The sequence below is a fragment of the Labrys miyagiensis genome (assembly GCF_030160835.1).
Lineage (GTDB): Bacteria > Pseudomonadota > Alphaproteobacteria > Rhizobiales > Labraceae > Labrys > Labrys miyagiensis.
The window spans coordinates 1-12,633 of sequence record NZ_BSPC01000031.1; the positions used below are offsets into that span (position 1 = coordinate 1).

Sequence of the window (12,633 nt, forward strand, 5' to 3'; positions counted from 1 at the left end):
CCTCGATTGCTGAACAAGCGATCTTCGAGTTCCCGCATTTCGAGCTCATGAGGAGACGTGTGCGACAGCCTTTTTCAAAGCAGCAAAGTCTTCGCGCAGTGCTTGAACTGTGCGGAGGGGGACGGGCGTCCAGTTTTTCATGCGAGTCCTTGCCGCCAGGAGACATGTCAGAGCACCGATTCCAAGGGCGACGGACACGATCAGCGCAGCGAGCGCCGGCGTAATGCCTAGGGAGATGATAAATAGGACAAGGGCGGCAAGCGCTACCGCCATACTCAGCAGCAGAATGATGCCCCCGACAATTCCCAACAGGCTCGCAGACAATATGGTGGATGTTTTGGCTTTAACTTCGGCTTGGAGCAGTTGAGCCTCCTGGCCGAGTTGGCTGCCCAGCTCGGCCCGTGCGACTTCCAGGAGCCGAACAAAAGAGACGTTCGGGTCGTTCTCCATTTTATTGGTGCCTATGCTGTCCGACTCGAAGCGCGCATTAATCGCGACAGAACGATCCCCGCGACAAGACCGCAGCCAAAAAATGCGGCTGGCTGACGCTTCGCAAAGTCGGAAACGGTATCAAAAAGCTCACCCACGTTGCGATCGCGAATGTCGGTCGAAATCTTTTCGACGCCCTCGGCCGCGCTACGAACGATCTTCGCAATCTGAGGGGATGTTCCTTCGATCCCATCAGCCGCATCTTTTGCCGATCGTGCGAGATTAACGACCGCGTCGGCGCCTGCGGTCTTGTTGCTCTCGACGGCTTCCTTGAATACCGCGGAGGCATCAGATGCGACTGCGCCGGCGTAGGCCTTGCCTTCCTCTGCGGCCGTGGACGCCAGATTCTGGGCGTCCTCGAGGGCGGTGCTGGTGGTATCTCTCAGCTTGGCGCCGGCCTGCTTCGTGTGAACCATCGGGTCCGATGATGCCCCGGTCGGATCGGGATTGGGATTAACGTATGGGGACTCGTTGCCGCTATAGGGAGTCGTGGATTGATCGCTATTCATTGATTTGCTCCTTGTTGGGTACGTACGAACGACAGTTCCAGATTGGATTGGATGCGCAGCAACACGTCGGAGCAACGCATAGTTCCACTGCGCTATCGGCAGGCCACGGTTTCGCAATTTTGAAAGAATCTCCGGCTCCTAAGGCTAGATTTTCCCGCCGAAGACCCGGTCCGGTGCCCTTTGCAATTCAACACCCTCTGCCCCTGGAGCTGACTAAAGAGGCTCGAGCGCCCTCCTCTTCTTTCTGCATTGGATGAGAATGCTGCAAGCACCGCGATGAACGATTGATTGACTCGGCCGCAGAACAATAGAGGGATCGTGTCCCGCAGGGTGGTGTAGCTTTTGGGCGTCACCGCGTTTTTTGGCAGGGGTCGGCGGTTTGATTAGCTTGCCAGAGCGGTCAAGCTAGCGAGAGGATCATCGCCTAAAGGTGCGATGGTTTCCAGTGTCATATAGCGAGCACGCTGAACCGCCCATTCATCGTTTTGTTCCAGCAAGATGGCCCCAACGAGACGGCGGATTGCCTGCTCGGTGGGGAAGATGCCGACGACATTGGTCCTGCGCTTGATCTCGCCGATGGGCCGCTCGATTGGGTTGGAGGAATGCAGCTTGGCCCAGTGCTGCGGTGGGAAGTCCATATAGGCCAGGACGTCGGTCTCTGCCTCATCCATGAGTTCGGCGAGCTTTGGCACCTTGGGCCTGATCTGGTCTGCAACGGCGCGGAACTGGGTCTTGGCGGCTTTGGCGTCCGGCTGGGCGAAGGCGGTGGCGATCAGGGCCGCGACGACGCGCTTGCCCTTCCTACCGGCATGGGCGGCGATATTGCGCATGAAGTGCACGGTACAACGCTGCCAGGATGCGCTGAACACCTTGGCCGTGGCGGCCTTGATGCCTTCATGGGCATCGGAGATCACCAGCTTGACACCACGCAGGCCCCGCCGCGAGAGCTTTCGCAGGAAGGCCGTCCAGAAAGTCTCGGCTTCCGACAAGCCAATATCGATACCAAGCACCTCGCGCCGCCCGTCGGTGTTGTCCGCGCAAACGCAAAGCGTTTGTCGCGAGGCAACCGCGATGGTGACGGCGATGCTGACGACGCGTCCAGCCTGGCGTACCTTGAGGTAGGTGGCATCAATCCAAAGATAAGGCCATTCACCTTCGAGCGGGCGCTCCAGGAAGGCTTCGACGCGTTCGTCAATCTCTTCACACAGTCGCGACACCTGGCTCTTGGAGATGCCGCTCATACCCATGGATTTGACCAGTTCATCGACCGAACGGGTCGAGATGCCCTGGATGTAGGCTTCCTGGATCACCGCTGTCAGCGCCTTCTCGGCCATACGCCGCGGTTCAAGAAAACCAGGGAAGTAGGAGCCCTTGCGTAGCTTGGGGATGCGCAACTCAACCGTACCCACCCGCGTCTCCCAGTCGCGATCTCGGTAACCGTTGCGCTGGGCTAGTCGATCAGCACTCCTCTCGCCATGGGCCGCGCCCGTCAAAGCGCCGACCTCGAGCTCCATTAGCCGCTGGGCCGTGAAGCCGATCATCTCCCGCAGAATATCCGCGTCGGGGTTCTTCTCAACAAGCGCGCGAAGCTGCATCATCTCGTCGGTCATTGGTGGTTCCTCGGTCAGGTTTGTGTCAGCAAACCAACCCTAACCGGAAAATCGCCAATGACCGCCCGCAAGCCCGTTCGCTCGCTACGGCGCTATTGAGGGCGCGCGAGCGAACGGCCTTGCTCTGTCCAGCTACACCACTCCCAGGGACATGACCCAATAGAGGCGGCAAAAAAGTTCCGACGACAACACAACAGCGGCATCAGTCAACCCGTAGGCCCGCTCCCGCATGGCCTCGCGACGGGTATCGTTGCTGAGCAGTCCTCCCATCGCGCTTGCGAAGGCGCGGGTATCCATGGTCCCTTTGTTCCTGCGATTCCGAGCGTCCTCGAAAGCGGGTAGAAGGCACCCTCGGCAAGATTTCACGGAGGATGGGGCGAGACGGAACGATCCCAGGAATTCGCAGGTTGCAGACTTGGTAGCGGCGAATGAGAGATAAGTTCCATGAGCGCAAGCCTTATTCAGGCCTCACGACGAAACGTTGGTGCGCCCCGGATTGGTCTTCCGGACGAAATCAATAGCTGGCAATCCCGCCTATCGGCCTTTGCCGCCCTTTGTGAGAAGCGAGCCGGCGAGGCGGACGAACAGTCTATCGTACACCCGAGCGTCGTTGAGGCGTTTCACGCGCTTGGAGTGGCGGCTGCTCCCTTGCCAACGGGGTTTGGCGGGATAGGGCTAATCGAAACAAGCGAATGGTCAGCTCTGTTTGACACCCTTCGGACGTTTGGCGCAGCGGATCTATCGGTCGGCCGTCTGTTTGAAGGACATGCCAATGCCATCGACCTAGTGCATCGGTATGGCACCGACGCCCAGTTCAAAAAGCTAGCAAACGCGATCCAAGGCGGGGCGTTGACAGGTGTATGGGGAGCGGACGGCGCCAATCCGCTTCAAGTGAGGCAAGTTGCAAAAGGTTGGCTTCTAGAGGGAGGCAAGATCCTAGCCTCCGGCGCTGGCTTAATCACAAGACCTTTGGTTACCGCCGGCAGCGAGGCAGGCCAGCGTCTGATCCTGCTCGACCTTAAGCCGGGCGAGCGAACAGATCTTTCTGGGTGGACCCCCCTTGGCATGCGTTCAAGTGCGACGGGCTCAGTCGATCTATCCGGTCTCCTGGTGTCTGATTCCCGTCTGATAGGTAGACCGGGCGACTTCATGCGTCAGCCCCATTTTTCGGGCGGAGCCTGGCGTTTTTGTGCGGTCCATTTAGGAGGGGCCGAACACCTTGTTGAACTCTACCGCGAACAACTTCGCCAGCGTCAACGCGACAACGATCCCTACCAGCTACAGCGCATCGCAACATGTGTCTCGGCAGCCGGCAGCGCGGCCTATTGGATTAAGGCCGCGGCGCGTCAACTGGCTCTTAGATCGGAGGAAGCGGAAAAGTCGGTGGCGTTATCGAATCTTGCGCGTGGTGTGACCGAGCGCTCTGCATTGGACGTCATGGAGGCGGTCCAGCGCGGTGCTGGTCTATCGGCTTTCATGCGAGCTAACCCAATCGAACGCGTGGCACGAGACCTCAGCACCTATCTGAGGCAGCCTGTTCCCGATCTTGCCATGGCTGAGGCCGCCCGCTTTGCGCTCGCGGACGCAGGATCTATCAAGGACATGTGGGATCTCGATGAGGGCTAGTTCTTATCTCAACAAAATCGAAGCATTGCCCTTTGCCGGCCTCGAAATGCTCGGAGGCGGCGGCATGACTGTCTTAGCGCCCCACCCAGACGATGAGGCGCTGGGGGCCGGCGGCCTGATTGCTGCATGTCTGGACGCGGGAGTTTCGGTGAATGTCGTCGTCCTAACCGACGGCGCCGGATCCCATCCCCATTCCAGGCTCTACCCAAGACATCGATTGATCAAATTAAGGCGGGAGGAGTGCCGAAATGGCCTCATAGCGCTAGGTCTCCCCCCGGAGGAGATCAGCCATCTTGATCAAGCGGATACCCGGGCGCCGACGACGGGTCACCAGTTCAACCATGTTGTCGCCGAGCTTGAACACGCAATCGAGCGAAATGCCTCCACTGCTCTTGTCGTGACCTGGGACAAGGATCCCCATTGCGATCACTTTGCGGCGGCTCGGATGGCAGGGGAAGTCAATAAGTCAAAGCCGAATTTGATCGTGTGGCACTATCCGATCTGGGGATGGTACTTGCCGGGAACGAAACGCATCGATCGCCCCGGGCCAGAGGGTTTCAAGTTCGATATCACGCCGTGACTCGAAAAGAAGCGTGCGGCGATTGCCTGTCACGCTTCGCAGGTAACCCTTCTCATCGATGATGACCCCGACGGTTTCATGTTCAGCACGGAAAAGCTCGCGCGCTTTCATCGGCCCACTGAGTATTTCATCCGGAGCCCGGCATGACCAAGCAGTCCCTCGGCATAGATTATTTCGAAACGCTGTACCGCGCAAATCCCGATCCTTGGAATTTTGCGACAAGCGACTATGAGCACAGGAAGTATCAGGCAACGCTAGACGCCTTGCAGCGCCCGCTTTATGCGAACGCGCTTGAGGTCGGTTGCTCCATTGGGGTTCTCACGGCGCGTCTCGCAACTCGATGCAAGACTTTGAATGCAATCGACCTTTCACCGTCGGCAATAGCTAAAGCGATGACGACATGCAGCGCAGTTCGCAACATAAGATTTAGCGTAGGCGGTGCGCCAAACAACCTCCCGCTTGGCCCGTTTGACCTGATCGTGCTCTCTGAGGTCTTGTATTACCTCGATAAGGAGGACTTGCTATCCTTGGCGACATGGTGCTGCCACTCGACTGCGAGCGAGGCGGACATCGTTCTGTGCCATTGGCTTGGCCCGACTGACTATCCCCTGAGTGGCGACTACGCCAGCAAGCTATTCGTGAAGGCTATGCAGCCTTGCCTCGAAAGTCACGCCATCCTCCATGAAGAAGTCTATCGCCTCGAGCGGATACGGCTGTGCGCGAAGGAATTGTAGCAAGGCTTCCGCTCGCGCGATTTCAGCGGGCAGCATGGAGGGTCGAAGCGGATTGCGATACTGCAGCGATGAATTTACGGCGCACAGTTGCTGCCAGAAAATCTCGAAGCACCCCTGCTGAAGAGTTCTGAGTAGTGCCGCCATTTCCCCGCTGGGCAGGTCCAGGCCCCTTAAGATGGCGGATTCTTCCATAAATCCGATTTCGCTCGCCCGGCGTAGGTGGCCTTTAATCCACGCCTTTCTTGTGATGGTGAAGGCCGATTCTAATTCGTCGTCGCATTGAGTATCGACAACCGCGTGGCGCAGTTTCATCGCGTCGGCAGCCCCGCCGGCGGCTCTCCCGTCTAACCGACAAGAGGTCGAGACACAGACGTCCATCGAGTGGCGAACCTTTCCGCCGGCGCACTCCACCGCAAGTGCAAGTGCCGAATCCTCTCCAGTTGGTCGGCTCGGGAGGCCTCCGATCATCCGGTACATCTGCAAGGTAATGGCAAGACTGGCGCCCGAACTCACTTGATGGTTTGGCCAGGGGTCATGGGGGCGCGGATCCAGAAGGGCAAAGATTTCGGCGACAACTGCGTGATAGTGTTCTTCGAGGAAGCCGCGGTGTCGGAAGTCCATGCCCAATCCACTGAATTCGCCAGGGTTCGCGTCGATGTAACCGGCGACGCAATCGGCCCCAAGCGCGAACTCCCGCCAGGTCGTTGCCAGCCAAGTCGGAGCGACCACGCTATCCGCATCGGTCGTCAAGATCATGCCGTTGGTCAATCCCTCGCGCTCGAGCCGGTCAGCCGCACGATCCATGGCGATTTTGCGGGCAAGGCCAGCCGCAGAACACAGGTCGGTCGAGCTGGCCTCCAACACGTCGACGTGGAGCGACATGTTGGCCGCCACTTGGCGGGCTTTTTCTGCGGTTTCATCGCGGCAATTGTTGGCAAATAGCAACACTCGATACGCGTCGGGCGGGATACGTCGACCTGCTGTGTCCCGTTGGATAGAAAGCGCGGCGAAGCAATCCGAAATCCGATCTTCCTCGTCGCAGGCTGGTATCGCAATGATTGTCGACAGCGCTCCAAATTTCTCCCTAGAGGAAGATGCAGATACGACAAAAGAGGAGCTTCGGACGTTATTCATCGTTTCCTAGAACCGGTACTTCGAGATGGAAGACTTAGGATTAATGCTTGGGTGTAAACGTCCAGCTCGAACGGACGTTCCACGAGACTTGCATCTGGCAGTTTGTCCAAGGAGCAAAGCAGTCAAAACGCGCTTCAGCACGGGTCCAGCGCGCAAGCCCACACCGCGAGCCTGGGGTTAGCCTATTCTGCCCCGGTCCTTTACACAGAAAAGCAGGAGCGCGACTTCGTTGAACGCGTGCGAAGCGTGACGTCTGGTCCTTCGACCAAGCGCCCTCGAGGCGTACGTGGGATCTCCTTTCATGGTGAGCTGTGCCTTCGTTGAATATGCAAGCGTTGGCGAGGGTGATTGCGATGTTCTGGAAGGAAGAGTTAAATATTTGCGTCACGCGCTATTGTTTATTGCTCGCACGAATATAATAGAACGCGGCGATATGAGATGGGATTGGCTAATCTAGACATTACTATGGCTTATTGCGTCCATAAATATGCACGGCGATGCATGGCTCTGGTCGGCAATGGCTTGGCGGAGCCTGCGCTTGTCTGACGATGGAGCACCCTCGGAACATTGGCCGTAGCGTTGAGGTTTCAGACGGCGGGCTATAACCGCTCAAGGAAAGGAACGACTCATGTTTGGAAAAACCGTTACGACGGCACTAGCCGCGTTGCTCATCGCCGTTCCCGTGGCAGCTTTTGCGCAGACGACGAACGCTCCGTCCGGGACGCCGTCGGCATCGCCGGGCGACGCCACAAGGAACACGGGCGACAATAGCGGCCAGGCGGGTGCCATGAAGGGCCACGGCATGAAGATAAAGACTGGCACCGCCTGTAAGCCCACGGCGAAACATAAGTGCAAAACCAAGGGTACTATGTGAGTTTTCAGCCCCGCTTCGGCGGGGCTGACCGTCATGGGAGAGCGGTGCGCTCGAAGATCCCCAACACCCCCGCGGCATTGGGCGACACGTGGACGATGTGAGACCGATGGCGACGCTAATTCGGGAAACCAACGCAAAGGCAGGTGAAATGGGGATGACACCCACGAGGAGGGCGAGGCAGACCCGAGGGTTCCAGTGCTCGGCCCGGGGCGTAGCGGCGCATTAGACCTCTCGGAAGCACGTAAATGCTGGCTTATACCAAAGGCCCTAATTATCGACCGATGTGAGCCCAATCGCGGGTTCCGATTGAAGTAATTACATTGGGTAATGCCGTGAGCTTATTCCAGGCGTCGCATGCAGCGTCGATAATGTCCTCATAGGTCTCGAAGACTCGATTGGAGAGTCAGTTTGTTCTGAGGTACTGCCAGACATTCTCGACGGGGTTCAACTCCGGGGAGCGGGAAGGCAACAAGATCAGAGTGATATTGGCAGGGAGCGTTAGCTTGTCCGTTGTATGCCATCCCGCTCGGTCGAGGATGAGGGCGGCATGGGCGCCCTTGGCGACCATGCAACTGATCTCGTCGAGGTGCTCCTGCATGGCTGGCGTGTCGGCATAGGGCATGGCCAGGCCGGCGCCGACACCACGAGCCGGGCAGACGGCACCAAACAGATAGGCACTCTGATAACGCTGATCCGCCGGCTGGCATGGCCTGGTACCGCAGCGCGCCCATTGGCGCACAAGTCCGTTCTTCTGGCCGATCCGCGCCTCGTCCTGGAACCAGATCTCGATCGGTTTGTACTTGGGAAGATGCGCCAGATTCGCGTTCAGCGTGGCCTCGAAGTTTTTTTAAACGCCGCGATCGTTTCGGCCTTCTGGCCGGGGTGACGCGGACGGGCGCTGATATGGGAAAAGCCGATCTGCTTGAGGATCTTGCCTATCGTGCGCTCATGATAACTGATGCCAAAACGTTCCTCGATCACACGCTTCAAATCGACCCGGCGCCAGCGTACTACGCCATCCTTGGCCCGATCTGGTCCCGTCTCCACGATATCAGCCAGTTCCGACAACTGCTCAGCACTCAGACGGCACGAGGGGCCCTTGTACCAATGGTCCTGGAGGCCATCCGGACCGTGCTCGTTGAATTGGTGAACCCAGTCGCGCAGCGTTTGCCGGTCCATGCCGCCAATCCGCGCCGCCTCCTCGCGGCTGCGTCCTTCCAACACGGCTGCCAGCGACAGTAGTCGGCGGCTCTGATTGGCATGCTTGCCACTGGCCGCAAGCCGCCGGAGCTCAGCCGGCGTGTAATCCGATCGTAGCTTCACTGCTGAGGGCATGGCGTAGGACCTCCCAACGCCATGGAATCAGATCATCATGATTTGCGGAATCCCCCTGAGTCAGAAATCGAGGCCTTTGGTATTATTCGCGATAGCGATCAAGGTGCGATGAGAGGTTGGGGTCGCCACGAAGCGCCGCCGACCATCAAAGCCGAACAGCGCCAAAGCCGTCTCTGCGGGTCCCACGGAACGTGGCCGTATCTGGAATCCTCACAAACGTCGCCTCGGCCGAGCCAAGGCAACCCTCCCCTGCCCCATCGCTTTCACCTGGTCAAAAGGAAGGGGGCGCCGAAGCGCCCCGAGTTTCACAGAGGATATCAACTGAGGCTAAACCCTAGGCAGCGTAGGCAAGTTCCAACTGCTTGGCGAGCGGCGAGCTGATGAGCTCGTAGATCGGGCACTTGCCCGACCTGATGGCTTTGACGACATCCTCTGCATCGGCGAGGAGCTCTGGGTCGGCGCGACCGTGTGGGAGACCCGGACTTTCTTCGCTGCAAAGTCGAGGCCCCCAGCATAATGGAGGCTGACCGCACCCTTGGCGGTCTCGAAGGTGAACGCCACACCCGCCTTCTCGAAGGCGACGCGAGTATCGAACTGGCAATCACGCGGGTCTGGATGGCGGAAGCAGCCTCGCGGCTGTTGCCTTCGAGCACGTCTTCCAAGGCCAGCGCCTCATCCATTTGCTCGTCGACCCGGCCGGTGTCTGGTCAACCTGGACCTCGCCTTGGGCACCTGATCCACATAGGCACCGAGCACCGCCACGGGAGCTTCGATGTCGCTCTCGGTAGGCACCGTCTCCACAACCAGGTCGGCGTTGCGGATGAGGTTGAGGATGTCGTCGCCGAGGCTCATGAGGCGGGCTCATGAAGATGAGACGGGATAGCTGCATAACACAACGGCACTAGAGCCCGAAGAACATGATTAAAATCTCTAGGAGATCCGCATTTTGCTGGAACCGACGATTTTCTCGACACTAATTCTGAGTGCCTTTGCCAGCTTCAGGTATGTCACAAGAGGTGCTTCTAGGCTGCCTGCCTCAATGCTTCTAACCTGAGGTACTGGAACTTGCGCCTTTTCCGCCAGCTCTTCAATGCTCAAGCCTTCCAATTCCCGCCAGGTCGCGAGCGCGGCCATCGTGGTATTGTGCGTCCCGGCGTCGATGGCTTTTTCGGTATTGGGAGGGTGTCCCTTCAAGGCCCGTTGCGTGTCGGCGCGGCGCCGATAGTACGGGCTGCACGTCACCGTCAAATCGCGTTTATCTGGATCCGCTGACTTAAAGTGTTTATCTTTCATGCCAACCTACCCGCGGCCGTTCTTGCCGCAATAGCTCTCCTTATTTGAAGTTATTTAAAGATCCCGTTGAAGTGTCACGTCTTTCGGGGAAAGGGCTCTAAGTTGCAAAAACTTTCGCACCAATCCAACTTTATTTCCGGGCGCGTAACACCTCAACGGAGCACGCCGAGGTTACATGCCATTCCCTAAATGGGAGTGGCATTCTGCTTGTCGATCAGAAGTCCATGCCACCGCCGGAAGGCATGGCCGGGCTCGTCTCTTTCTTCGGTTTTTCGGCCACCATCGCCTCCGTTGTCACAAGAAGGCCGGCGACCGAGGCCGCGTCCTGCAGAGCTGTGCGCACAACCTTGGCAGGGTCGATCACCCCTTGGTCGAAGAGGTTGCCATATTCCCCTGTCTGGGCGTTCCAGCCATGTGCATAGTCTGAGATTTCTCGCAGCTTGCCGACAATGAGTGAACCTTCCCAGCCGGAGTTCTCGGCGATCTGCCGAGCAGGCGCCTCGACCGCCCGGCGGACGATATCAATGCCAAACTTCTGGTCCGGATTGTCGGGGGCAAGCGTTTCCAGGACCTTGGCGGCTCGCAGCAGGGCAACGCCACCGCCTGGAAGGATTCCTTCCTCGACTGCGGCCCGAGTGGCATGCATGGCATCGTCCACGCGGTCCTTGCGTTCCTTCACTTCGACCTCAGTGGCGCCGCCGACGCGGATCACCGCAACGCCGCCGGCGAGCTTGGCCAGACGCTCCTGGAGCTTTTCGCGATCGTAATCGGAAGTGGTTTCCTCGATCTGCGCCCTGATCTGGGCAATCCGGCCGTCAATGTCCTTCCGTGCGCCTGCGCCGTCGACGATGGTGGTGTTCTCCTTCTCGATCACCACCTTCTTGGCCCGACCAAGCATATCAAGGGTGACCGTCTCCAACTTGATGCCGAGATCCTCACTGATAACTGTGCCAGCGGTGAGGATGGCGATATCCTCCAGCATCGCCTTGCGCCGGTCGCCGAAGCCAGGAGCCTTGACCGCCGCGACCTTCAGACCGCCGCGCAGCCGGTTGACCACCAGTGTCGCCAGAGCCTCGCCCTCGACATCCTCTGCGATGATGAGGAGCGGCTTGCCGGACTGCACCACCGCTTCCAGGATGGGGAGCATGGCTTGAAGGTTGCCCAGCTTCTTTTCATGGATGAGCACGTAGGGTTCCTCGAGCTCGACGCGCATCTTCTCCTGGTTGGTGATGAAATAGGGGGAAAGGTAGCCGCGGTCGAACTGCATGCCCTCGACGATCTCGAGCTCGGTCTCGGCGGTCTTGGCCTCCTCGACCGTGATCACACCCTCGTTGCCGACCTTTTGCATGGCCTCGGCCAGGAAGCGGCCAATTTCGGCGTCGCCATTGGCCGAGATCGTGCCAACCTGGGCGATTTCGTCATTCCTGGTGACCTTGCGCGCATTGCTGCGCAGTTCCTGCACTACGGCATCAACCGCCTTGTCGATACCTCGCTTCAGGTCCATGGGGTTGATGCCGGATGCCACGGCCTTGGCACCCTCCTTTACGATGGCCTGGGCGAGCACGGTGGCCGTGGTCGTGCCGTCGCCGGCCAAGTCACTGGTCCTGGAGGCGACTTCGCGGACCATCTGGGCGCCCATGTTCTCGAACTTGTCTTCCAGTTCGATTTCCTTGGCGACGGTGACGCCGTCCTTGGTGATGCGGGGCGCGCCGAAGGATTTCTCAATCACGACGTTGCGCCCCTTCGGGCCGAGCGTGACCTTCACGGCGTTGGCGAGGATGTCGACACCGCGCAGCATTTTCTCTCGTGCGTCTGAATGGAATTTGACTTCCTTGGCAGCCATGGGATCTCTCCTTTGGTAGGCAGCTATCTGAGACTGTGATGGGAAGAAGCCGTCAGGCGGCCTTCTTCACTGTGCCGACATTCTCGATCACGCCGAGCACATCGCTTTCCTTCATGATGAGCAGGTCCTCACCGTCGATTTTGATTTCCGTGCCCGACCATTTGCCAAACAGGATGCGGTCACCGACCTGGACGTTGAGTTCGACCAGCTTGCCGGTCTCATCCCGCGCGCCAGGGCCGATCGCGATGACCTCGCCCTGCTGCGGTTTCTCCTTGGCTGTATCGGGTATGATGATGCCGCCTGCTGTTCTCTCGTCCGCTTCGATGCGGCGGACCAGAACGCGGTCATGCAAGGGACGGAACGTCATATCGCTCTCCATCAGGGACAAACAATGTTGAGATGCTCCTCCGCTCCGATCCGGCGACCGGAACAGGGCGCGCAACCCCATGCGGGCATCACGCGCAAAATCACGTGGTTGAAGGCATTTTCGATTTCAAGACGCCTGCCAAAAATTTTTAGCAGTCTGTCGCGACGAGTGCTAAGACTTTGATTGCGTGGATATATTGGACGTGTCCCCGTGTTTATCAGGCCAATAAGCGGGCTAGG

Annotated in this window: 13 protein-coding genes and 1 pseudogene; 4 read left to right on the plus strand and 10 right to left on the minus strand. The window is 58.7% G+C overall.

Features of this window, described 5'->3' with window-relative positions; genetic code table 11:
• Positions 1–45: 45 nt before the first annotated feature.
• From QQL24_RS17860 to QQL24_RS17875, 4 genes are all read right to left on the minus strand, one after another.
• Positions 46–450 (minus strand): phage holin family protein, encoded by a 405-nt coding sequence (locus tag QQL24_RS17860; protein WP_284313649.1) that lies wholly within the window; start codon positions 448–450, stop codon positions 46–48.
• 11 nt (positions 451–461) lie between these two features.
• Positions 462–998, minus strand: a complete 537-nt coding sequence (locus QQL24_RS17865) for a hypothetical protein (protein WP_284313650.1) — start codon at positions 996–998, stop codon at positions 462–464.
• 383 nt (positions 999–1,381) lie between these two features.
• On the minus strand, positions 1,382–2,608 hold the full coding sequence (locus QQL24_RS17870; RefSeq protein WP_284313651.1) for an IS256 family transposase: 1,227 nt from the start codon (positions 2,606–2,608) through the stop codon (positions 1,382–1,384).
• 132 nt (positions 2,609–2,740) lie between these two features.
• Positions 2,741–2,905, minus strand: a complete 165-nt coding sequence (locus QQL24_RS17875; RefSeq protein ID WP_284313652.1) for a hypothetical protein — start codon at positions 2,903–2,905, stop codon at positions 2,741–2,743.
• A gap of 147 nt (positions 2,906–3,052) precedes the next feature.
• On the opposite strand from QQL24_RS17875, the gene QQL24_RS17880 reads away from it, so the two are divergent.
• The 3 genes from QQL24_RS17880 (at position 3,053) to QQL24_RS17890 (ending at position 5,548) form a co-directional block, all read left to right on the plus strand.
• Entirely contained in the window at positions 3,053–4,234 is a 1,182-nt protein-coding gene (locus QQL24_RS17880; protein ID WP_284313653.1) for an acyl-CoA dehydrogenase family protein, read from the plus strand.
• Positions 4,224–4,814 (plus strand): PIG-L deacetylase family protein, encoded by a 591-nt coding sequence (locus QQL24_RS17885; RefSeq protein WP_284313654.1) that lies wholly within the window; start codon positions 4,224–4,226, stop codon positions 4,812–4,814. The genes QQL24_RS17880 and QQL24_RS17885 overlap by 11 nt, the downstream gene beginning before the upstream one ends.
• Positions 4,815–4,957: 143 nt before the next feature.
• Positions 4,958–5,548: an SAM-dependent methyltransferase gene (locus QQL24_RS17890; protein WP_284313655.1), complete on the plus strand. Its 591-nt coding sequence runs from the start codon at positions 4,958–4,960 to the stop codon at positions 5,546–5,548.
• Here the strand turns inward: QQL24_RS17890 and QQL24_RS17895 are convergent.
• On the minus strand, positions 5,447–6,682 hold the full coding sequence (locus QQL24_RS17895) for a glycosyltransferase family 2 protein (RefSeq protein WP_284313656.1): 1,236 nt from the start codon (positions 6,680–6,682) through the stop codon (positions 5,447–5,449). The genes QQL24_RS17890 and QQL24_RS17895 overlap by 102 nt on opposite strands.
• Positions 6,683–7,310: 628 nt before the next feature.
• Here QQL24_RS17895 and QQL24_RS17900 point away from each other — a divergent pair.
• Positions 7,311–7,556, plus strand: coding sequence for a hypothetical protein (locus tag QQL24_RS17900; RefSeq protein ID WP_284313657.1), 246 nt, complete (start codon positions 7,311–7,313; stop codon positions 7,554–7,556).
• Between the two features lie 271 nt (positions 7,557–7,827).
• Here the strand turns inward: QQL24_RS17900 and QQL24_RS17905 are convergent.
• From QQL24_RS17905 to QQL24_RS17925, 5 genes and pseudogenes are all read right to left on the minus strand, one after another.
• Positions 7,828–8,891, minus strand: a pseudogene (locus QQL24_RS17905) (IS630 family transposase).
• Between the two features lie 672 nt (positions 8,892–9,563).
• Positions 9,564–9,743, minus strand: a complete 180-nt coding sequence (locus QQL24_RS17910) for a hypothetical protein (protein WP_284313658.1) — start codon at positions 9,741–9,743, stop codon at positions 9,564–9,566.
• A 78-nt stretch (positions 9,744–9,821) separates the two neighbouring features.
• The gene (locus QQL24_RS17915; protein WP_284313659.1) at positions 9,822–10,184 is read right to left on the minus strand and encodes a helix-turn-helix domain-containing protein; all 363 of its coding nucleotides are present in this window, start codon (positions 10,182–10,184) and stop codon (positions 9,822–9,824) included.
• Positions 10,185–10,398: 214 nt separating this feature from the next.
• Positions 10,399–12,027, minus strand: coding sequence for a chaperonin GroEL (gene groL / locus QQL24_RS17920; protein WP_284313660.1), 1,629 nt, complete (start codon positions 12,025–12,027; stop codon positions 10,399–10,401).
• A gap of 52 nt (positions 12,028–12,079) precedes the next feature.
• The gene (locus QQL24_RS17925) at positions 12,080–12,394 is read right to left on the minus strand and encodes a co-chaperone GroES (RefSeq protein ID WP_284313661.1); all 315 of its coding nucleotides are present in this window, start codon (positions 12,392–12,394) and stop codon (positions 12,080–12,082) included.
• Positions 12,395–12,633 lie beyond the last annotated feature (239 nt).